Below are 19,564 nucleotides of genomic sequence, written 5' to 3' on the forward strand. Positions count from 1 at the left end.
ACCATTACAGGCGCGGGCCATGCGCGCGCCTGCAGGCTTATTGGGTGTTTCAAGCCGCCTTGGCGTCAGCCTTCTTCGGCCACAGCTGAGCGACCAGCATGCCGGCGAGCATCAGCGCGCAGCCGAAGTAGCCGCGCACGTGCAGAGTTTCGTTGAGGAACAGCGCGCCGGCGATGGCGGCGAACACGGCTTCCAGCGAGAGGATGATCGCCGCGTGGGAGGCGATGGCGTGCTTCTGCGCGATGACCTGCAGGGTGAAGCCGGTGGCGACGCCGAACAGGCCGCCGTAGAGCAGGGCAGGGCCGGCCTGGAGGATGGCGTCGAGGTGAATCTCCTCGAACACCAGCGCCAGGATCATGCTCACCACCGCGCAGGTGGCGAACTGCAGGAAGGCCAGGCGGATCGGGTCGTAGCGGCTGGCGAACAGGCCCACCAGCAGGACGTGGCCGCCCCAGACGAAGGCGCCGGTCAGTTGCAGCCAGTCACCGGAAGCGACGTGGAAGTCCGGGCCGATGCTCAGCATCGCCATGCCGGTCACCGCCAGCGCAGCACCGATCCAGGTGCCCGTGCCGGCGCGATGACCGATCAGCAGGCCGAGCAGCGGCACGATGATGACGTACAGGCCGGTGATGAAGCCGGAGTTGGTCACGCTGGTGAACATCAGGCCGACCTGCTGCAGGTTGATCCCCACGGTCAGCGCGGTGCCGATGGCCAGACCGGCCAGGATCAGGCCGCGGTTGAACGGCTGGGCGCCGCGCTTGCTCGACCAGGCCAGCAGCGGCAGCAGTGCCACGGCGCCGAGGGTGAAGCGCAGGCCGGTATAGAGGAAGGGACCGATGGCATCCATCCCGAGGCGTTGCGCGACGAAGGAGACCCCCCAGATCATCGCGGTGAACAGCATCAGGAAATCGGCGCGCAGCGCATGGCTTTTCATCTTGTTCTCGTAACGGGCAGGAAAAAAAGCGGAACTCTGCCGTAACGCCGGGCCTTTGGAAAGGGGACAGGGTTCCCGGCGGGCACAGTGGCAGGGGCTTTCAGGCCATTGTGCATGTACTGCGAGGGACGTATTCGCGGCGGACAGCGAAGCCGCTCTTTGCGTACAATGTGACAAGTAGTGCTCTATCCGTGCTCCGACCTTTCCTGCGCAAGTCTGGCTGTTATCCACGGCGGGACTTCGGCGCGGCCTTCAAGGAAAATTCATGGCTTCCTACGAGATCCTGATCGCTGACGATCACCCGCTGTTCCGCAGTGCCCTGCACCAGGCCCTGACCATCGGTCTCGGCCCCGAGGCGCGGCTGTCGGAGGCGGCGAGTATCGCGGAGCTGGAGACGCGCCTGAACGAGAAGGCCGACTGGGACCTGGTCCTGCTGGACCTGAACATGCCCGGCGCCTATGGCTTCTCCGGCCTGGTACTGCTGCGCGGGCAGTACCCGCAGATTCCGGTGGTGATGGTCTCGGCCCAGGAAGACGCCGCCGTGGTGCAGCGCTCCCGCGAGTTCGGTGCCAGCGGCTTCATCCCCAAGTCCAGCGAGCTGAGCGTGCTGCAGCAGGCCGTGCGTGCGGTGCTCGATGGTGATGTCTGGTGGCCGCCGCAGGTGGACGCCGTGACCGAGATGAGCGACGACGTGCGCGCCGCCAGCGCCGGTCTGGCCAGCCTCACCCCGCAGCAGTTCCGCGTGCTGACCATGGTCTGCGAAGGCCTGCTGAACAAGCAGATCGCCTTCGAACTGAGTGTCTCCGAAGCCACGGTGAAGGCTCACGTGACGGCGATCTTCCGCAAGCTGAACGTGCGCACCCGTACCCAGGCGGCGTTGCTGCTGGCGCAAATGGAATCGGTGCCGGGGGCCTGAGGCCCGTCACATTCAGCCCCTGAGGCCGTCACATTCTGTAATGGCCTTGACCCCATTTTGACGATCGCTGGTATAGAGTGCCGCGACCTTTGCCTGTGAGAACCACACGTGTCCGCTTCCCCCTTCAAGGGCCAGACTGGCCTGAAACGCATCTTCAACGCGGCCGGCTACTCCCTGGCCGGCTTTGCCGCCGCCTTCAAGGGTGAAGCGGCCTTCCGCCAGTTGGTGCTGATCAACGTCATCCTGATCCCGCTGTCGTTCTTCTGCGACGTGACCCGCGGCGAACGCGCGCTGATGATCGCCGTGTGCCTGCTGGCGCTGATCGTCGAGCTGCTCAACTCCGCCATCGAGGCGGTGGTGGACCGGGTTTCCCTGGAGCGCCACCCGCTGTCGAAGAACGCCAAGGACATGGGCAGCGCCGCCCAGTTCGTCGCGCTGACCATCATCACCGTGACCTGGGCGGGCATCCTGCTCGGCTAAACGGTTTTCTGCTGGGGCTTTCGCAGGGCGGATAACGCGCCGGCGTTATCCGCCAGCAAGAGCCGGCGGATAACCTGTTCCAGGTTATTCGCCCTGCGCAGCGTTCGGTTTCGCGTCAGGGGATCATCGGCAGGACGATGTCGTCGCTGCGCGTCACCCCGGCGGTTTCGCTGCGGCACAGTTCGAGGAACTCGCGCATGGTCGCGGTCTGGTACTTCTGCCGGTGCCAGATGAAGTAGAACTGCCGGCGCAGGTCCAGGTCCGGCGTTTCCACCGGCACCAGGCTGCCACGGCGGAAGGCGTCGCGCAGGGCCAGGCGCGAGATGCAGCCGATGCCCAGCCCCGACTCCACCGCACGCTTGATCGCCTCGGTGTGTTCCAGCTCCAGTCGCACGTTCAAAGGCTCCACGTGATGGCGCATGGCCTGGTCGAAGGTCAGCCGTGTGCCCGAGCCCTGTTCCCGCAGAATCCACGCTTCCTCCGTCAGTCGCTCCAGGCTCGCGCGGCCTTCACGGGCGAGCGGGTGCTGCGGCGCGCAGAAGACCACCAGTTCATCTTCCATCCATGGCTGCACCTCGATGTCCGGGTGCTGGCAGTCGCCTTCGATCAGGCCCAGGTCCAGTTCGTAGTGGGCCACGCGCTGCACCACGTGGGCGGTGTTGTGCACATGCAGACGCACCCGGCAATCGGGCTGACGCTGCATGAAGGTGCCGATCAGCAGGGTCGCCAGGTAGTTGCCGATGGTCAGGGTGGCGCCCAGGTCCAGCGAGCCGAAGGCGCTCTTGCCGTTGAGCATGTTCTCGATCTCGCTGCCGCGGTCGAGCAGGGCCACTGCCTGGGGCAGCAGCTGGCGGCCGAGGGCGTTGAGCGTCAGGCGTTTGCCGGAGCGGTCGAACAATTTGCAGTCGAACTGTCGCTCCAGCTCGCCCAGCGAGGTACTGGTGGCCGACTGCGACATGGACAGGGCTTCGGCTGCGCGGGAGACGCTTTCCTGCTGGGCGACGGCGACGAAGACTTCGAGCTGGCGCAGGGTGAACTTCATGCTGTGGGGCTCCGGAGAAGGCTGCGCGACATTTCGTCACCCCGGCGTAGGAAGCACCTGACGGTATCCTTTCGCGGCGACTGGGCGGCCTTATCTGCGTTTTGGATTAGCAATATCCAGATAATTTATTTTGCGGATATTGTCGCCGCCTATAAAATGTCGCGCAATTGCGCTACGTCCGGGATCTGCTGGGGTGCGCCACGTTTCTCCTAGGAGTCCTTGATGAGCAACCTGTACACCGAGCGCGTTCTCAGCGTGCACCACTGGAACGACACCCTCTTCAGCTTCAAGACCACCCGTAACCCGGGTCTTCGCTTCAAGACCGGTCAGTTCGTGATGATCGGCCTGGAAGTCAACGGTCGTCCGCTGATGCGCGCGTACAGTATCGCCAGCCCGAACTACGAAGAGCACCTGGAGTTCTTCAGCATCAAGGTCCCGGACGGCCCGCTGACTTCGCGTCTGCAGCACCTGAAGGAAGGCGACGAGCTGATGGTCAGCCGCAAGCCCACCGGCACCCTGGTGCTGGACGACCTCAAGCCCGGCCGGCACCTGTACCTGCTCAGCACCGGCACCGGCATGGCGCCGTTCCTGTCGGTCATCCAGGACCCGGAAGTCTACGAGCGCTTCGAGAAGGTCATCCTGGTCCACGGCGTACGCTGGGTCAGCGAGCTGGCTTACTCCGACTTCATCACCAAGGTCCTGCCGGAGCACGAGTACTTCGGCGACATGGTGAAAGAGAAGCTGATCTATTGCCCGCTGGTTACCCGTGAAGAGTTCCACAGCATGGGCCGCCAGACCGACCTGATGCGCAGCGGCAAGCTGTTCGCCGACATCGGCCTGCCGCCGATGAACCCGCAGGACGACCGCGCGATGATCTGCGGCAGCCCGAGCATGCTCGACGAGACCAGCGAAGTGCTGAACGGCTTCGGCCTGCAGATCTCCCCGCGCATGGGCGAGCCGGGCGACTACCTGATCGAGCGCGCTTTCGTAGAAAAGTAAGCCGAGAAGTAAGAAGCGCACGACGCTTCAGTCGAAAGAACGCCGCGACTCCTTTGGGATCGCGGCGTTTTTTTATGCGCGGATTCCTGTGGTGCGGGACGTGGGGCGCATTACGCCAGCGGCGTCATCCGCCGAATTGGCGGATAACCCGTACCGGGTTATGCGCCCTGCGCGAGCGTCGAGGCACGGCTTATGCCAGGCGCTGGCCGGAAACCGCCGGGTGATACAGCGGCTGCACCTTGTTCCCCGCCGGGTCGAGCAGGTGGAAGCTGCGCGCGCCGTCGCCATGGTCGAAAGGGCGGTCCAGCAGGGTCACGCCGCGTGCCTTGAAATACTGGTACCAGGCTTCCAACTCTTCCACGCTGTCGACGACAAAGCCGTAGTGGTCCATGGTCTGCAGGCCGTTGGCCGCGCCGAAGCCGCGCCCCAGGGAGAGGTTGTCGTTGCCGCAGGTGAGGTAGACCAGGTCTTCGTTGGCGCGGTTGAGCACCTGCATGCCGAGTACGTCGACGTAGAAGCGCTCGCACTCCTCGAGGTTCGGTACCAGCAGGGCGAGGTGGCGCAGGCCGTTGAGGCGGCCGGGACGGGCAGGGAGATCGGACATGGACGCGGTTCCTTTTTTGTATACAATTCGATTTCAAATTTAAAACAAAAGGAACGTCCTGTGTACAGTCTGTTCATCAAGACCCGCGTGAAGCCCGGCAGCGCCGAGGATTTCCTCCACGCCATCAAGGCAAATGCCGCCGCTTCCGTGTCCAGCGAGCCCGGCTGCCTGGTCTTCGATGTGTCCCAGGATCGCCTCGATCCGGACGTGATCTACCTCTACGAGATCTACCGCGACGACGCGGCCTACGAGGCGCACACGCAAACCGCGCACTTCCGCGACAGCCGCCCGCTGGTGGAACCGCTGATCCTCGAGCAGGAGTGCTTCGAGAGCGACGTGATCGCCCTCAATCCGGTGGACTGACGCAGGCTTCAGTCGGCGGCGGGTTGCAGGTCCAGCACGCGGATTTCGCCGTCGCTGGGGTAGTGCCAGTGCACGTCGAGGTCCCACAGGCGCACGCCATAGCGGCGCTCGGGCGGCGGCTTCTGGTAGGCCGGGCGCGGGTCCTGGGCGAGGCATTGCTCGATGAGTTCGCACACCGGCTGGCCGAGGCGCAGGCCATGTTCATGGGCCTGGCGCAGGGCTTCGTCGCTCCAGTGCACGGCGATGGGCGCGGGCGGCGCGTCGGCGATGGCGTTGTGTGCGTCCGGCACGATATCGGCGTAGGGCACATAGGGCTTGATGTCGATGACCGGGGTGCCGTCGAGCAGGTCGATGCCGGACAGCCAGAGGCGGCCGGGCTCGACCTTCTCCAGCTTCACCACCGACTGGCCAAGACCATTGGGGCGGTGGGTGGCGCGGGTGGCGAACACGCCCATCGACTGGTTGCCGCCCAGGCGCGGCGGGCGCACCTTCAGCCGCGGCTTGTCTTCCAGCGCCTGGTGGAAGAGGAAGATCAGCCAGACGTGGCTGACCTGCTCCAGGCCTTCCACCGCGTCGCCGGTGTCGAATGGCGGCAGCAGTTCCAGCACGCCGGTCGCTGCCGGGGCCAGTTGCGGCTGGCGCGGGATGGCGAACTTCTCCTTGAAGCAGGAGCGGACGTGGCCGATCGGCGAGATGCTGTGGGACATGGCGGCACGGGCTGTTGCTGGGGCCGCCATGGTACCCGATTCCCCTCGTAGCGGGGCTCAGCCGAGGTGGAAGCCGCCGTCGATGGGGATGATGTTGCCGGTCATGTAGGCGCCGGCGGCGCTCGCCAGGCTGATTGCCAGGGCGGACATCTCTTCCTCGCGGCCCCAGCGGCGCATGGGGATGACGGCGGTGTCCTCGGCCATGGCCTGTTCGTCGTTGGCGATGTGGCGGGTCATCTTGCTGGGGAAGCGGCCGGGGGCGATGACGTTGACGTTGATGTGGTCCTTCACCAGTTCGCGGGCGAGCATGCGCGACAGCTGGTGCAGCGCGGCCTTGCTCGGGCCATAGGCGTAGGCGCTTTCGCCGTGGGAGGTGAGGCCGGCCACCGAGCCGATGTTGATCACCCGGGCCGGGTTCTGCGCGCTGCCGCCTTTCTTCAGCAGCGGCAGCAGTTGCTGGATGCAGCTGAACACGGCGGTGACGTTGAGCTGCATGACCTTCTCCCAGCCCGAGGCCGGGTAGCTTTCCAGCGGTGCGCCCCAGGTGGTGCCGGCGTTGTTCACCAGGATGTCGAGGTGGTCCAGGCGCTCGTTCAGCTCGGCGGCCAGGGCGCGCGCACCTTCCTCGGTGGCGAGGTTGGCCGGCAGGCCGATGCACTCGCCGTACTGCGACAGCTCCGTGGCGGTGTCGGCGCAGGCGGCGCCATCACGGGCGCAGATGATTACCTTGGCGCCGGCTTCGAGCAGGCCCTGGGCGATCATCCGGCCGATGCCACGGGTGCCGCCGGTGACCAGGGCGGTCCGTCCGGCGAGGGAAAAGTACGGGTGCATGAGCCTCTCCTGGCTGGGTTTTCGCCTCACCCTAGCGGTATCGCGGGGGCGCTCCGAGCACTATCCAATCGGCAAATGCCGACGCATTACGCGATGGCTGCATTTTCTTAACCTGCGCATAACCATCGCTGCCCTAGTGTCCGGCGCACGTTCGAGAGGCCGGGGGCCGGGTGATGCAGGGTTGGAGTAACGATCGCAAGGCACTGGCGCTATTGCTGGGCGCCACGCTGGTGCTGCTGGTGTTCGGGCTGGGCTGGCGCGAGGTCTGGGGGCCGGAAGTGCGCTGGGCGGACATTTCATTGCAGATGCTGCAGTCGGGCGACTACTTCGACCCCTACCTGCGCGGCGCGCCTTACTACGACAAGCCACTGCTGTCCTACTGGCTGATCACCGCGCCCGCCAGCCTGTTCGGCCTCAACCACTGGACGCTGCGTCTGAGCACCGTACTGGCCGGGCTGGGGAGCGTCTGGCTGACCTGGTGGCTGGGCGAGCGGCTGTTGCGCAAGGGAACTGGAGTGCTGGCCGGCTGGCTGCTGGCGACCACCTTCTACTTCCTGTTCTGGGCGCGGGTGGCGACGGCGGACATGCTCACGGTGTTCGGCGTGCTGGCGGCGCTGGCCTGGTACTGGCGTGATCCGGAGGACACACGGTTCTCGGGCTACCTGGGCTTCTTCCTGATCCTGTCGCTGACCTCGCTGTGCAAGGGCCTGATCGGCTTCGTCCTGCCGGGGCTGGTGCTGCTGCCGCACCTGTTCAGCGAGGGGCGCTGGTGCCGGCACCTGAACCTGCGGCTGATGGCGGCGCTGGCGGTGGCCGGTGCCGCCTACGCTATTCCCTTCGTGCTGTCGCACTTCTACGGCCAGCCCAGCTACGGCGAGAGCGGCCTGGCGCTGGTGTTCCGCGAGAACGTCGTGCGCTTCTTCCAGCCCTTTGATCATGAGGGGCCGATCTACACCTACCTGCTTTACCTGCCGGCTTACACGCTGCCCTGGGCGCCGTTGTGGATACTCGGCCTGTGGTTCGCCGCGCACCGCTGGCAGCAACTGCAACCCAACGCCCGCTGGCTGGTCTGGGCACTGGTGCTGCTGTTCGCCTTCTTCACCGCCAGCGGCGGCCGGCGCAGCTACTACGTACTGCCGCTGGTGCCGTTCGCCCAGTTGCTGGCGGCCTGGTGGGTGGCCGAATCGCGGCACGAGCGCGGGCTCGCGGGGCTGGGCCGCATCTGGCCTCGGGTGGTGGGCGCGGGAGCGGTGCTGATGCTGCTGGTGGTTGGCGTGGCTTATCCGTGGAGCAACGGCGGTGGCGGGGTTCCGCTGTTCGCCAAGGAGGTGCGCGCCGCGGCGGAGCAGACCGCGCCCTGGTCGCAGTGGCGGGTGCTGATCCTCGGCGATGACGATGCACGCCTGCCGATATATCTGGAGCAGCGCGGCGAACGCCAGGCGCATCCGTTCCTCTATATCCACTCCGGTTATCCACAGGGCGACAGCGCCGCGCTGTTCGACTGGCTGCGCAAGATTACCGGCGAGGACTGGGACCCGGCGCGTACCCTGATCATTTCCCAGGTGACGCACGAAGGAAAGCAGCCGCTGAACTGGCTGACGGCGGATCACCGGCTGATCGAGTCGAGGCTCAACAATGGCCAGCGCCTGGGCCATGCGAAGAACAAGGAGGCCAGCCTGGCGTATCTGCCCATGACCAATCCGCTCAGCGCGAACGCAGTGCCCGGCGCAGCAGAAGCAGGTAAGGCGGCAGATTGACCGCGACCACCACGAGGCCGAGCACGACCTGGGTCGCCTCGGTCAGGCCGGCGGGGTAGATCAGCGGGATCAGGTAGTGTTCGATGAAGCCGCCGCTGTAGCCACTGTCGCCGGCCAGCGCGCGGAAGTGGTTTTCCAGCGGGGTGAGCGGGCAGTAGAGGTGGAGGAACTCCACCGCCATGCCCCAGGCCGCCGCCGGCACGTGCAGCCAGGTCAGGCGCGGCCAGCGCAGCACCAGCAGGCCGCCGAGCAGCACGAAGAGGATGAACCCCAGGTGCAGCAGGACGACGGCGTCGGCGGCCAGGCGATAGAGCACGTTGGCCTCAGCGCTGCTGACGCTGGGTCAGGCCCTTGAGGAAGTTGCGCAGCAACTGGTCGCCGCAGGGGCGGTAGTTGTTGTGGCCGGGTTTGCGGAACAGCGCACCCAGTTCGGTCTTGGTGACGATGAAGCTGACGCTGTCGAGGATCGCGAGGATGTCGTCATCGCGCAGCTCGAAGGCGACGCGCAGCTTCTTCAGGGTGATGTTGTTGGTCAGCGGCAGTTCCACCGGCGGCAGCGGGCGCGATTCGTCGCGGCCACGGCGATGCACGATGAGGCCGTCGAGAAAGTGCGCCAGCACGCGGTCGCTGCACGGCTTGAAGTCCGGCTCGTCGTCGCGGGCGAGGTAGGCGCCGATTTCCTCGGCACTGACGTTGAACCCGGCCAGCGCGGTGATCTCGGCCACCTGGGCATCGCGGATGTCCAGCAGGTAGCGCAGGCTGCGCAGCACGTCGTTGTTGGTCATGTTCTTACCCTTGAAATGAAAAGCCCCGCTTCAGCGGGGCTTTTGCGGATCAGACCAGTTCGGCCCAGAGGTCGTACTCGTCGGCGTCGGTGATGCGTACACGCACCTTGTCGCCCGGCTTCACGTCGAAGCTGTCGATGTACACGGCGCCGTCGATTTCCGGGGCGTCGGCGTAGGAGCGGCCGACCGCGCCTTCATCGTCCACTTCGTCGATCAGCACGTCGATTTCCTTGCCGATCTTCAGTTGCAGGCGGGCGGCGGAGATCGCCTGCTGGTGCGCCATGAAGCGCTCCCAGCGGTCCTGCTTGACGTCATCGGGTACGACGTCCAGGCCCAGGTCGTTGGCCGGAGCGCCTTCCACCGGGGAGTACTGGAAGCAGCCGACGCGGTCGAGCTGGGCTTCGGTCAGCCAGTCCAGCAGGTACTGGAAGTCTTCCTCGGTCTCGCCGGGGAAGCCGACGATGAAGGTGGAGCGGATGGTCAGCTCGGGGCAGATCTCGCGCCACTTCTTGATGCGCGCCAGGGTCTTGTCCTCGAAGGCGGGGCGCTTCATGGACTTCAGCACTTTCGGGCTGGCGTGCTGGAAGGGGATGTCCAGGTAGGGCAGCAGCTTGCCCTGGGCCATCAGCGGGATCACGTCGTCGACGTTGGGGTACGGGTAGACGTAGTGCAGGCGCACCCACACGCCCATCGAGGAAAGCGCCTCGCACAGCTCCAGCATGCGGGTCTTCACCGGCTGGCCGTCCCAGAAGTCCAGCTTGTATTTCAGGTCCACGCCGTAGGCGCTGGTGTCCTGGGAGATGACCAGCAGTTCCTTCACGCCGGCCTTGACCAGGCGCTGGGCTTCGCTGAGCACGTCGCCGACCGGCCGGCTGACCAGCTTGCCGCGCATCGACGGGATGATGCAGAAGCTGCAGCTGTGGTTGCAGCCTTCGGAAATCTTCAGGTAGGCATAGTGACGCGGGGTCAGCTTGATGCCTTGCGGCGGCACCAGGTCGATCAGCGGGTTGTGCTCGGCCTTGGGCGGGATCACCTCGTGGACGGCATTGACCACCTGCTCGTACTGCTGCGGGCCGGTCACGGCCAGCACGCTGGGGTGCACGTCACGGATGCTGTCTTCGGCGACGCCCATGCAGCCGGTGACGATCACCTTGCCGTTCTCGGCGATGGCTTCGCCGATGGCGTCCAGGGATTCGGCCTTGGCGCTGTCGATGAAGCCGCAGGTGTTCACCACCACCACGTCTGCGTCCTGGTAGGTGGGAACGATTTCGTACCCTTCCATGCGCAGCTGGGTGAGGATGCGTTCGGAGTCGACGGTCGCTTTCGGGCATCCGAGCGAGACGAATCCGACTTTGGGTGTGGCGGTGGACATGTGCGGCTAACCTCGAAGGGCGCGCTGGCGGCGCCTCTGATCAAAAAGTGCGCAATTCTAGCGGCGTCCCGCGCACTTGACCAGCCTCTCTGGGACAAGCTGTCGCACGCCGCCTGACAGCCCCGTTCGCCCGGTAATTCCGGGCAACACGCTCTATAGTCATTCAGAACCTTCGTACCCGGCTCTTGCATCGACGAAAGGGTCGGAGCAGGATGCGCCGAATTTTTTTGAGGAATTTTGTTACATGTCCGATGCAAGCGCCGGCACCGTTGAGCATGAGCAGCCCCATTCGAGCTCCGCGATCGGCCTGATGGTCGGCGCCGTGGGCGTCTGCTACGGCGATATCGGCACCAGCCCGCTGTACACCCTCAAGGAAGTCTTCGTCGGCGGATATGGCGTACAGGCCAACCACGACGGCGTGCTCGGCGTGTTGTCGCTGATCTTCTGGTCGCTGATCTGGGTGGTGTCGATCAAGTACGTGATCTTCGTACTGCGCGCCGACAACCAGGGCGAGGGCGGGGTGATGGCGCTGTCCGCGCTGGCTCGCCGCGCCGCCGCCGGGAAGCATCGGTTGCAGGCAATGGTGGTGATCGCCGGCCTGATCGGTGCGGCACTCTTCTATGGCGACAGCATGATTACCCCGGCAATCTCGGTCCTCTCGGCCATCGAGGGCCTGGAGATCGCCTTCGACGGCCTGGAGCACTGGGTGGTGCCGCTGTCGCTGATCGTGCTGGTCGGCCTGTTCCTCATCCAGAAGCACGGCACCGCGCGCATCGGCATTCTGTTCGGCCCGGTGATGGTGGCGTGGTTCCTCGCGCTGGCGGCGCTGGGCGCCTACGGCGTGTCGCGGCAGCCGGAAGTGCTGAAGGCGATGAACCCGGCCTGGGCCTTCAACTTCTTCGTTTCCCATCCGGGCATCGGCGTGGCCATCCTCGGCGCCACCGTGCTGGCGCTGACCGGCGCCGAAGCGCTGTACGCGGACATGGGCCACTTCGGCCGCAAGCCCATCGCCCGTGCCTGGTTCGCCCTGGTGCTGCCGGCGCTGGTGCTGAACTATTTCGGCCAGGGCGCGACCATCCTGGTCAACCCGGAAGCCGCGCGGAACCCCTTCTACCTGACCGCGCCGGGCTGGGTGCTGGTGCCGATGGTGGCGCTGTCCACTGCGGCGACGGTGATTGCATCGCAAGCCGTAATTTCCGGCGCCTTCTCGCTGACCCGCCAGGCCATCCAGCTCGGCTTCGTGCCGCGCATGTCGATCCAGCACACCTCCAGCCACGAGCAGGGGCAGATCTACATTCCGGGCGTGAACTGGGCGCTGATGGTCGGCGTGGTCCTGCTGGTGCTGGGCTTCGAATCCTCCGCCGCCCTGGCCTCGGCCTATGGCGTGGCGGTGACCGGGACCATGCTGATGACCACCCTGCTGATGGGCGTGGTGGTCTGGCTGTTGTGGAAGTGGCCGCTGTGGCTGGCGATTCCGTTCTTCCTGATGATGCTGTTCGTCGACACCCTGTTCTTCGCCGCGAACCTGCCCAAGGTCGTTCAGGGCGGTGCCTTCCCGGTGATCGCCGGTATCGGCCTGTTCATCCTGATGACCACCTGGAAGCGCGGCCGCCAACTGCTGGTGGACCGCCTCGACGAGGGCTCGCTGCCGCTGCCGCTGTTCATTTCCAGCATCCGCTCGCAGCCGCCGCACCGTGTGCAGGGCACCGCCGTGTTCCTCACTGCCCGCACCGACGCCGTGCCCCATGCGCTGTTGCACAACCTGCTGCATAACCAGGTGCTGCATGAGCAGGTCGTGCTGCTCACCGTGGTCAACGAAGACAGTCCGCGCGTGCCGCCGGACCGTCGCTTCGAGGTGGATGCCTACGGCGAGGGCTTCTTCCGCGTGGTGCTGCACTTCGGCTTCATGGAAGACCCGGACATCCCGCAGGCGCTCAAGCTGTGCCACCTCAACGAGCTGGACTTCAGCCCGATGCGCACCACCTACTTCCTCAGCCGCGAGACGGTGATCCCGTCCAAGCTGATCGGCATGGCGCGCTGGCGCGAAGCGCTGTTTGCCTTCCTGCTGAAGAACGCCAATGGCAACCTGCGTTACTTCAACCTGCCGCTGAACCGGGTGATCGAGCTGGGGACGCAGGTGGAAATCTGAGTTCTCGCTGTATGAAAAAACGCGCCCAATGGCGCGTTTTTTTCATTGTGGGTGCAGCCCCGTGCTGATGGCTCTTCGTAGGGCCGAACTGCATCGCTGTGCAGGAAATCAGGATCGCCCCCCGACCGCCACCACAGGCTCGCGGGGTTGGGCCAAGACGGCCGGAGGACGATGTTCGCGAAAGGCTCAGCCCTGGCTGGTGCTGCCGCCCCATTCGAGGAAGCGGACCTTGTGGGTCTCGCCGTTGTGATCCTGGTAGACCATGTAGGCGGGCACGATGCCGACCTTGCCGGAGTTGTCGGTGCGGTGCAGAACCTTGTCGACGTCCAGGGACATGCCGTAGTGGTATTCGGTAACCGGCAGCTCGGCGCCGGGGTTCTTGATTGCGTCCTGGGCAAAAGCCATCGGGGCGAGGCTGGAGATGACAGCCGACACGACAGAGGCAAGCTTCATTCTTTATTCCCTCGATAAAACGCTCGGTGAGGGCCCGCTGGGGCCCTGAATGGGTTTGAAAGCCCCACCGGGGAGCACTGGCATCGATGATGTCTGTCCTGGGGTCCAGACAGGACAGGGGACGATGCTTCAGGCGTCCATCTGGTGGCGGGGCACGGGAGTGATATTCCTCCTCGGGCTGCCCGCCGGGAAATTGATGTGCTTGCTAATGAAAATTGATGGAGGTGATGCGGCGCTCTGTCGCAGTTGCGCGCCCGAGGTGGCGCGCTAGGGCTGCCAGTCGCGCCAGTGCTCGCAGTCGCCCTGGCAGCGGCCGGGGCAGGCGCAGCCGGTGCGGCTGCGGCCCGTGGCTTTCTCCATGCGCTGGGCGGCTTCTTCGTCATCGGCGAAGGGCAGCATGCTGGCCTCCTCGATGCCCCGCTCGCGGTGTGCCCGCAGGCACCAGCCGACGCCGAAGTACAGCGCCAGCAGGCCGACCAGCCCCAGCCAGAGCGTCATCTCAGGCCATCCGCTCGGCGATGCGCAGGGCTTCCGGGCGCGCCTGGCGCACGGTCATCCAGGTGTTCCAGGCCATCAGCAGCATGCCGCCGAGGAACAGCATGCCGCCGCTCATGCGCACCACGAAGCCGGGATGGCTGGCCTGCAGCGCTTCGACGAAGGAATAGGTGAGCGTGCCGTCGGCGTTCACCGCGCGCCACATCAGGCCCTGGGTGATGCCGTTGACCCACATCGAGGCGATGTAGAGGACCGTGCCGATGGTGGCCAGCCAGAAGTGTGCGTTGATCAGACCGATGCTGTGCATCTGTTCGCGACCGAAGACCTTGGGAATCAGGTGGTAGAGCGAGCCGATGGAAATCATCGCCACCCAGCCCAGTGCGCCGGCATGGACGTGGCCGATGGTCCAGTCAGTGTAGTGAGACAGGGCGTTGACGGTCTTGATCGCCATCATCGGACCTTCGAAGGTCGACATGCCGTAGAACGCCAGGGAAACCACGAGGAAGCGCAGGATCGGGTCGGTGCGCAACTTATGCCAGGCACCGGAGAGCGTCATCATGCCGTTGATCATGCCGCCCCAGCTGGGCGCCAGGAGGATCAGCGACATCACCATGCCCAGGCTCTGCGCCCAGTCGGGCAGCGCGGTGTAGTGCAGGTGGTGCGGGCCGGCCCAGATGTACAGGGTGATCAGCGCCCAGAAGTGCACGATGGACAGCCGGTAGGAGTACACCGGTCGTCCGGCCTGCTTGGGCACGAAGTAATACATCATCCCGAGGAAGCCGGTGGTGAGGAAGAAGCCTACTGCGTTGTGTCCGTACCACCACTGCACCATGGCATCGGTGGCGCCGGAGTACACCGGGTAGGACTTGAACCAGTCCACCGGAATGGCCAGGTGGTTGACGATGTGCAGCATTGCCGTAACGAGGATGAAGGCGGCGAAGAACCAGTTGCCCACATAGATGTGCGGAGTCTTGCGCTTCATCAGCGTGCCGAAGAACACCATGGCGTAGGCGACCCAGACGATGGCCATCCATACCGCGCCGGTGAACTCGATCTCGGCGTATTCCTTGGTGGTGGTGTAGCCCAGCGGCAGGGTGATCATCATGGTCACGATCAGGGCCTGCCAGCCCCAGAAGGTAAAGGCGGCGAGGCTGTCGGAGAACAGCCGCGTCTGGCAGGTGCGCTGCACCGTGTAGTAACTGGTGGCGAACAGTGCGCAACCGCCGAAGGCGAAGATCACCAGGCTGGTATGCAGCGGGCGCAGGCGCCCGAAACTGGTCCAGGGCAGGTCCAGGTTCAGTTGCGGCCAGACCAGCTGTGAGGCGATCAGAACCCCCATGGCCATGCCGATGACGCCCCAGACTACCGTCATGATGGCGAACTGGCGGACCACCTTGTAGTTGTACGCCTGCTCCGTGCTTCTCGTGTTCATGCTCGATTCCCGCTTGTGTCAGAACGTCCGGGCGCGCCATGGACTGCGAGTCCGACACGCTTCGGTGAGCGGGCAATCTAGGAAAATGCGCGGGCAGGAAACAGATTCAGATAGGCCGCGCAAATACGGATCAGCGGCCTGCGCTGCGGAATCAGGCGATGTCCAGCCGCCCTGCGAGGAAATGCCGCAGGCGTTCCTGCAGGTAATCCACTGCCTCGTCATGGGCGAGGTATTCGCTGACCCGCATCAGGCGCCAGTACTGGCCTTCGTCGCCAAAGCGGATGGCCTCGAACTCGGCTTGCTCCAGGCGCGCCACCAGGAACCACGCCCAGGGCGCCGGGCCATGGGTGGCCGGGTAGCGGCGCTGCCATTCGATGCGCTGCTCGTCCAGGCGCAGGGCGAATTCTTCCTCCAGTTCGCGCAGCGCGCATTGCGCCGGCGTTTCGCCGCCTTCGCGGCCGCCGCCAGGGAAATCCCAGCAGCCGGGGTAGGGGATGCCGGGCTTCTCGTCGCGCTTGTAGACCACCAACTGGCCGGCGTGGAACAGCGCGAGCTTGGCGCCGGTGAAGTCGTCTTCTGGCTGCATGGCTTTCTTCCCCCTGCAAGTCGACTAGTCTTTCCCGACTGCGGACGGTGCTTTGCTGCCCGCAAGCGCGTATGATGCGCGACCTTTTTTATTCGTTGCATGCCACACCGGGAGGTGCCCAGATGACCGACACGCACGAAAACCTTGAAGAACTTACCCCAGCCCCGGCCGGCGAGAAACTGCAGAAAGTCCTCGCCCGCATGGGCGTCGGCTCGCGCCGCGACGTCGAAGCCTGGATCGAAGAAGGCCGCGTCAAGGTCAATGGCGCCGTGGCCACCCTCGGCCAGCGCGTAGGCGACCGCGATGCCATCGCCGTCGATGACCGCCTGCTCAAGCGCGAGAAGATCGAAGAGCACGTCCGTCGCGTGCTGATCTACAACAAGCCCGAAGGCGAAGTCTGCACCCGCGACGATCCGGAAGGCCGCCCGACCGTATTCGACCGCCTGCCGCGCCTGCGCAGTGGTCGCTGGATCAACGTCGGTCGCCTGGACATCAACACCACCGGCCTGCTGATGTTCACCACCGACGGTGAGCTGGCCAACCGCCTGATGCACCCGTCGTACGAGATGGACCGCGAGTACGCCGTACGCGTGCGTGGCGAAGTCGACGAAGAGATGATCGAGCGCCTGAAAGCCGGCGTGATGCTCGAAGACGGCCCGGCCAAGTTCAGCGACATCCAGGAAGCGCCGGGTGGCGAAGGCTTCAACCACTGGTACCACGTGGTGGTGATGGAAGGCCGTAACCGCGAAGTCCGCCGCCTGTGGGAATCCCAGGGCGTGGTGGTCAGCCGCCTGAAGCGCGTGCGCTTCGGACCGGTCTTCCTGACCTCCGAGCTGACCATGGGCCGCTACCGCGAGATGGGCCAGCGCGAGCTGGACATCCTCAGCGAGGAAGTCGGCCTGACGCCGATCGCCCTGCCGGCGGTCTCCACCAAGACCAAGGAAAAGGTCGAGCGCCAGGAGCGCAAGCTCGGCAAGAAGCTGGCGCCCAGCGAGCGTCCGGGCCGTGGCTCGCGTACCCGCACCGAGCGCGCCGAAGGCGAGCGTCCGCAGCGTGCTCCGCGTCCGGCTGCTGGTGAGCGTCCGGCCCGTGCTCCACGCGATTCGGACGAGCGTCCGGCTCGCGCTCCGCGTGATGCAGGCGACCGTCCGGCGCGCGCCCCGCGTGGTGATTCCGCCGACAGCCGCGCCCCGCGCAAGCCGCGTGACGCCGGTGGTGATCGTCCTGCTCGTGCTCCGCGCGATGCGGGTGATCGCCCGGCTCGTGGCCCGCGCAGCAATGCTGGTGAAGGCCGCGCTCCGCGCAAACCGCGTGACGCTGGTGGCGATCGTCCTGCTCGCGCTCCGCGTGACGGCGCCGATCGTCCGGCCCGTGGTCCGCGCAGCGATGCCGGCGAAGGCCGCGCACCGCGCAAGGCGCCGAGCGACCGCCCGGCTCGCGAGAAAGGCGCCCCGCTGGCCGAGCGTCCCGGCAAGCCAGTCGCCCGCAAGCCGATCGCCAAGCGTCGTCCGCAAGCTGCCGGTGACGGCATGCGTCCGGGCTTCAAGCGCTAAGCGACAGCAGTAAATGAAGAAGGGCTCCTCGGAGCCCTTTTTTATTGCCTGCGATTGGGGGGGAAAGCATCGCGCTGTCGACCCGGCAGCGCTCCTGCAGCCGAGGCAGGCGTCAGCTGGCGCAGGCCAGCCGGTTGCGACCGTCGCGCTTGGCCTCGTAGAGGGCGTTGTCTGCCCGGCGCAGGAGATCGTCCACCGACTCGCCGCCATTGAGTGTCGCGCAGCCCAGGCTGATGGACAGCGGCAAGCGCTTGCCGTCGGCGGCCAGGTTCAGCTCCTCCACGGCAGCGCGAAGCCGTTCGCCCACCTGCACGGCGGAGACGCCGGGGGTGTTGGAGAGCAGCACGAGGAACTCCTCGCCGCCGAAGCGGAACACCATGTCGACGTTGCGCAGGCTGTTCTTCAGTGCAGTGGCCACGGCGCGCAAGGCGTCGTCGCCGACGCTGTGGCCGTGCTCGTCGTTGATCTGCTTGAAGTGGTCCAGGTCGAGCATGAGGATCGACAGCGGCAGCAGGTGCCGCCGCGCCACCTCGACCTCGCGGCCCAGAGTCTGGTCCATGGCGATGCGGTTGCCGGTGCCGGTCAGCGCATCACGCAGTGCCGACTGCACGGCGGCGCGGTAGAGCAGGGCGTTGCGCAGCGGGTAGAGCAGGCAGGCCATCAGCGATTCCAGCTGCGACAGCTCGGCCTCGGAGAAGCGCCGGGCGCGGCGGAAGCTGATCTCGCCGAGGTATTCGCTACCGTGGGTCAGGCGGTAGTCGGCGCTGTGCCGGGCCGCCTCGCCGAACTCAAGGCGCAGGTCGGCGCCGGCGTGGTAGTAGGCCATGTATTCCACCGGCAGCATCTGCTGGATCTCGCGGAAGAACACCGCCAGGATGCGCTCGGCCTCCAGGCTCACCTGCAATTGCAGGTTCAACTGCTGGCGCAATTCCAGCAGGTCCAGCGGACGCCGCGAGAGAGGGCGGGTGTCCTGGCTGGCTGCGCGCTGGAGCTTGGCAGCATCGAAATCGATGGTGTTGGACTGCTTGGGAGGAACCATGGCGGTGACCATTTTTACGGCGTTTGCGAAGGACAGAGCGATTTCCGTGCCAGGGCGCGGAAAGGCCTGAAAAGACGCCGTATTGACCGACCGATGGCGGTCAGGGTTCCCGAGGGGCGGAAGGTTTCGCCAGAAGTCTGGCGAAATAGTGGCACTTTGCCGGAGGGCGGTGAGCGATGGAGCCGGAAAATTGGCGGAAAGCGGCGTGGTTGCTGGGCTGCAGGCCGACGCCGCTGGTACGTCCGTGCCGGATCTTCAGGGGCGGAATCAGTCCTGGGCGTTGAAGGCCTGGCCGTTCACACCCTGGCTGTCCGGGCCCATGAGGTACAGGTAGACCGGCATGATCTCTTCCGGCGCCGGGTTGTTGTAGGCGTTCTCGCCCGGATAGGCGTGGGCGCGCATGGCGGTCCGGGTGGCGCCAGGGTTGACGCTGTTGGCGCGCACGCGGGTGATGTCCTCGCACTCGTCCGCCAGCACCTGCATCAGGCCCTCGGTGGCGAACTTCGATACCGCGTAGGCGCCCCAGTAGGCCCGACCCTTGCGGCCAACGCTGCTGGAGGTGAAGACCACCGAGGCGTCCTCGGAGAGCTTGAGCAGCGGCAACAGGGTGTGGGTGAGGCTGAACATGGCGTTGACGTTCACCTGCATGACGCGGGTGAAGTTGTCCGTGGATATCTGCTCGATGGGCGAGCGCAGGCCGAGGATCGAGGCGTTGTGCAGCAGGCCGTCGAGCTTGCCGAATTCTTTCTCGATCATCGCCGCCAGTTCGTCGTACTGGTGCGGCAGGGTGGTTTCCAGGTTCAGCGGGATCACCACCGGTTCCGGATGGCCCGCGGCGACGATCAGGTCGTAGACCTCGTTGAGGTAGTCCTCGGTCTTGCCCAGCAGCAGCACGGTGGCACCGTGGGCGGCGAAGGCGAGCGAGGCGGCCCGGCCGATACCGCGGCCGGCGCCGGTCACCAGGATCACGCGGCCCTTGAGCAGGTCGGGGCGGGCGGAATAGTCGAACATGGTTTCTCCTTGGCGGAGCCCGTCAGCGCGACGGACAACGGGCTCGCGGGGATGGG

Annotated in this window: 21 protein-coding genes; 7 read left to right on the forward strand and 14 right to left on the reverse strand. The window is 65.7% G+C overall.

Going from position 1 to position 19,564, the window contains the following annotated elements:
• Positions 1–49: 49 nt before the first annotated feature.
• Entirely contained in the window at positions 50–934 is an 885-nt protein-coding gene (locus IB261_RS08325) for a DMT family transporter (protein ID WP_081517924.1), read from the reverse strand.
• Positions 935–1,199: 265 nt separating this feature from the next.
• Between IB261_RS08325 and erdR the strand changes: the two genes are divergently transcribed.
• Positions 1,200–1,850 (forward strand): response regulator transcription factor ErdR, encoded by a 651-nt coding sequence (gene erdR, locus IB261_RS08330; protein ID WP_024765291.1) that lies wholly within the window; start codon positions 1,200–1,202, stop codon positions 1,848–1,850.
• 108 nt (positions 1,851–1,958) lie between these two features.
• A complete protein-coding gene (locus IB261_RS08335) occupies positions 1,959–2,330 on the forward strand; it encodes a diacylglycerol kinase (RefSeq protein WP_024765290.1) in 372 nt (123 codons plus the stop codon).
• Between the two features lie 115 nt (positions 2,331–2,445).
• Here IB261_RS08335 and IB261_RS08340 read toward each other — a convergent pair whose 3' ends face one another.
• Complete coding sequence (locus IB261_RS08340; protein WP_081517925.1) at positions 2,446–3,372, reverse strand: LysR family transcriptional regulator; 927 nt, start codon at positions 3,370–3,372, stop codon at positions 2,446–2,448.
• Between the two features lie 222 nt (positions 3,373–3,594).
• Here IB261_RS08340 and fpr point away from each other — a divergent pair, with 222 nt between their 5' ends.
• Positions 3,595–4,371, forward strand: a complete 777-nt coding sequence (gene fpr / locus IB261_RS08345) for a ferredoxin-NADP reductase (protein ID WP_081517926.1) — start codon at positions 3,595–3,597, stop codon at positions 4,369–4,371.
• A gap of 190 nt (positions 4,372–4,561) precedes the next feature.
• Here fpr and IB261_RS08350 read toward each other — a convergent pair whose 3' ends face one another.
• A complete protein-coding gene (locus tag IB261_RS08350; protein WP_151186352.1) occupies positions 4,562–4,975 on the reverse strand; it encodes a VOC family protein in 414 nt (137 codons plus the stop codon).
• A gap of 60 nt (positions 4,976–5,035) precedes the next feature.
• On the opposite strand from IB261_RS08350, the gene IB261_RS08355 reads away from it, so the two are divergent.
• Positions 5,036–5,338: a heme-binding protein gene (locus IB261_RS08355; protein WP_081517928.1), complete on the forward strand. Its 303-nt coding sequence runs from the start codon at positions 5,036–5,038 to the stop codon at positions 5,336–5,338.
• A gap of 8 nt (positions 5,339–5,346) precedes the next feature.
• Here the strand turns inward: IB261_RS08355 and tsaA are convergent, their stop codons facing one another.
• The gene (gene tsaA / locus IB261_RS08360) at positions 5,347–6,045 is read right to left on the reverse strand and encodes a tRNA (N6-threonylcarbamoyladenosine(37)-N6)-methyltransferase TrmO (RefSeq protein WP_192381959.1); all 699 of its coding nucleotides are present in this window, start codon (positions 6,043–6,045) and stop codon (positions 5,347–5,349) included.
• A 57-nt stretch (positions 6,046–6,102) separates the two neighbouring features.
• Positions 6,103–6,876 carry an SDR family oxidoreductase gene (locus tag IB261_RS08365; RefSeq protein WP_192381961.1) on the reverse strand — a complete coding sequence of 258 codons (774 nt, stop codon included), beginning with the start codon at positions 6,874–6,876 and terminating at the stop codon, positions 6,103–6,105.
• A 173-nt stretch (positions 6,877–7,049) separates the two neighbouring features.
• Between IB261_RS08365 and IB261_RS08370 the strand changes: the two genes are divergently transcribed.
• Entirely contained in the window at positions 7,050–8,633 is a 1,584-nt protein-coding gene (locus IB261_RS08370) for an ArnT family glycosyltransferase (RefSeq protein WP_192381963.1), read from the forward strand.
• Here IB261_RS08370 and IB261_RS08375 read toward each other — a convergent pair.
• The 3 genes from IB261_RS08375 to rimO are packed head-to-tail and all read right to left on the reverse strand — an operon-like array spanning position 8,581 to position 10,790.
• Positions 8,581–8,949, reverse strand: coding sequence for a DUF2784 domain-containing protein (locus IB261_RS08375; RefSeq protein WP_192381965.1), 369 nt, complete (start codon positions 8,947–8,949; stop codon positions 8,581–8,583). The genes IB261_RS08370 and IB261_RS08375 overlap by 53 nt on opposite strands.
• 7 nt (positions 8,950–8,956) lie before the next feature.
• The gene (locus tag IB261_RS08380; RefSeq protein WP_081517933.1) at positions 8,957–9,418 is read right to left on the reverse strand and encodes a YehS family protein; all 462 of its coding nucleotides are present in this window, start codon (positions 9,416–9,418) and stop codon (positions 8,957–8,959) included.
• Between the two features lie 49 nt (positions 9,419–9,467).
• Positions 9,468–10,790, reverse strand: coding sequence for a 30S ribosomal protein S12 methylthiotransferase RimO (rimO, locus tag IB261_RS08385; protein ID WP_081517934.1), 1,323 nt, complete (start codon positions 10,788–10,790; stop codon positions 9,468–9,470).
• Positions 10,791–11,034: 244 nt separating this feature from the next.
• On the opposite strand from rimO, the gene IB261_RS08390 reads away from it, so the two are divergent.
• On the forward strand, positions 11,035–12,939 hold the full coding sequence (locus IB261_RS08390) for a potassium transporter Kup (protein ID WP_192381967.1): 1,905 nt from the start codon (positions 11,035–11,037) through the stop codon (positions 12,937–12,939).
• Positions 12,940–13,125: 186 nt separating this feature from the next.
• On the opposite strand, the gene IB261_RS08395 is transcribed toward IB261_RS08390, so the two are convergent.
• From IB261_RS08395 to IB261_RS08410, 4 genes are all read right to left on the reverse strand, one after another.
• A complete protein-coding gene (locus IB261_RS08395; RefSeq protein WP_081517936.1) occupies positions 13,126–13,392 on the reverse strand; it encodes a DUF2790 domain-containing protein in 267 nt (88 codons plus the stop codon).
• A 267-nt stretch (positions 13,393–13,659) separates the two neighbouring features.
• Complete coding sequence (locus IB261_RS08400) at positions 13,660–13,890, reverse strand: cbb3-type cytochrome c oxidase subunit 3 (RefSeq protein ID WP_192289293.1); 231 nt, start codon at positions 13,888–13,890, stop codon at positions 13,660–13,662.
• A gap of 1 nt (position 13,891) precedes the next feature.
• Positions 13,892–15,319 (reverse strand): cytochrome-c oxidase, cbb3-type subunit I, encoded by a 1,428-nt coding sequence (ccoN, locus tag IB261_RS08405; RefSeq protein WP_192381969.1) that lies wholly within the window; start codon positions 15,317–15,319, stop codon positions 13,892–13,894.
• A gap of 151 nt (positions 15,320–15,470) precedes the next feature.
• Positions 15,471–15,905 carry an NUDIX hydrolase gene (locus IB261_RS08410; RefSeq protein ID WP_192381972.1) on the reverse strand — a complete coding sequence of 145 codons (435 nt, stop codon included), beginning with the start codon at positions 15,903–15,905 and terminating at the stop codon, positions 15,471–15,473.
• 122 nt (positions 15,906–16,027) lie between these two features.
• Here IB261_RS08410 and rluB point away from each other — a divergent pair, with 122 nt between their 5' ends.
• Entirely contained in the window at positions 16,028–17,458 is a 1,431-nt protein-coding gene (gene rluB / locus IB261_RS08415; protein WP_192381974.1) for a 23S rRNA pseudouridine(2605) synthase RluB, read from the forward strand.
• A gap of 112 nt (positions 17,459–17,570) precedes the next feature.
• Here the strand turns inward: rluB and IB261_RS08420 are convergent, their stop codons facing one another.
• Together IB261_RS08420 and IB261_RS08425 are read right to left on the reverse strand one after the other, a co-directional pair.
• Positions 17,571–18,497, reverse strand: a complete 927-nt coding sequence (locus IB261_RS08420) for a GGDEF domain-containing protein (RefSeq protein WP_192381976.1) — start codon at positions 18,495–18,497, stop codon at positions 17,571–17,573.
• A gap of 267 nt (positions 18,498–18,764) precedes the next feature.
• Positions 18,765–19,508, reverse strand: a complete 744-nt coding sequence (locus IB261_RS08425; RefSeq protein ID WP_138215154.1) for a YciK family oxidoreductase — start codon at positions 19,506–19,508, stop codon at positions 18,765–18,767.
• Between the last annotated feature and the right edge of the window lie 56 nt (positions 19,509–19,564).

Source organism: Pseudomonas sp. PDM20 (genome assembly GCF_014852575.3).
In the GTDB taxonomy this organism is placed as follows: Bacteria; Pseudomonadota; Gammaproteobacteria; order Pseudomonadales; family Pseudomonadaceae; genus Pseudomonas.

What these genes read in the sequence shown, in the direction of transcription:
- erdR (WP_024765291.1), top strand. Translation starts at nt 1,200, where the DNA reads ATGGCTTCCTACGAGATCCTGATCGCTGACGATCACCCGCTGTTCCGC.
- IB261_RS08365 (WP_192381961.1), bottom strand. Translation starts at nt 6,876, where the DNA reads ATGCACCCGTACTTTTCCCTCGCCGGACGGACCGCCCTGGTCACCGGC.
- rluB (WP_192381974.1), top strand. Translation starts at nt 16,028, where the DNA reads ATGACCGACACGCACGAAAACCTTGAAGAACTTACCCCAGCCCCGGCC.
- IB261_RS08380 (WP_081517933.1), bottom strand. Translation starts at nt 9,418, where the DNA reads ATGACCAACAACGACGTGCTGCGCAGCCTGCGCTACCTGCTGGACATC.
- tsaA (WP_192381959.1), bottom strand. Translation starts at nt 6,045, where the DNA reads ATGTCCCACAGCATCTCGCCGATCGGCCACGTCCGCTCCTGCTTCAAG.
- IB261_RS08425 (WP_138215154.1), bottom strand. Translation starts at nt 19,508, where the DNA reads ATGTTCGACTATTCCGCCCGCCCCGACCTGCTCAAGGGCCGCGTGATC.
- IB261_RS08410 (WP_192381972.1), bottom strand. Translation starts at nt 15,905, where the DNA reads ATGCAGCCAGAAGACGACTTCACCGGCGCCAAGCTCGCGCTGTTCCAC.
- ccoN (WP_192381969.1), bottom strand. Translation starts at nt 15,319, where the DNA reads ATGAACACGAGAAGCACGGAGCAGGCGTACAACTACAAGGTGGTCCGC.
- IB261_RS08325 (WP_081517924.1), bottom strand. Translation starts at nt 934, where the DNA reads ATGAAAAGCCATGCGCTGCGCGCCGATTTCCTGATGCTGTTCACCGCG.
- IB261_RS08340 (WP_081517925.1), bottom strand. Translation starts at nt 3,372, where the DNA reads ATGAAGTTCACCCTGCGCCAGCTCGAAGTCTTCGTCGCCGTCGCCCAG.
- IB261_RS08400 (WP_192289293.1), bottom strand. Translation starts at nt 13,890, where the DNA reads ATGACGCTCTGGCTGGGGCTGGTCGGCCTGCTGGCGCTGTACTTCGGC.
- rimO (WP_081517934.1), bottom strand. Translation starts at nt 10,790, where the DNA reads ATGTCCACCGCCACACCCAAAGTCGGATTCGTCTCGCTCGGATGCCCG.
- fpr (WP_081517926.1), top strand. Translation starts at nt 3,595, where the DNA reads ATGAGCAACCTGTACACCGAGCGCGTTCTCAGCGTGCACCACTGGAAC.
- IB261_RS08390 (WP_192381967.1), top strand. Translation starts at nt 11,035, where the DNA reads ATGTCCGATGCAAGCGCCGGCACCGTTGAGCATGAGCAGCCCCATTCG.
- IB261_RS08370 (WP_192381963.1), top strand. Translation starts at nt 7,050, where the DNA reads ATGCAGGGTTGGAGTAACGATCGCAAGGCACTGGCGCTATTGCTGGGC.
- IB261_RS08350 (WP_151186352.1), bottom strand. Translation starts at nt 4,975, where the DNA reads ATGTCCGATCTCCCTGCCCGTCCCGGCCGCCTCAACGGCCTGCGCCAC.
- IB261_RS08420 (WP_192381976.1), bottom strand. Translation starts at nt 18,497, where the DNA reads ATGGTTCCTCCCAAGCAGTCCAACACCATCGATTTCGATGCTGCCAAG.
- IB261_RS08395 (WP_081517936.1), bottom strand. Translation starts at nt 13,392, where the DNA reads ATGAAGCTTGCCTCTGTCGTGTCGGCTGTCATCTCCAGCCTCGCCCCG.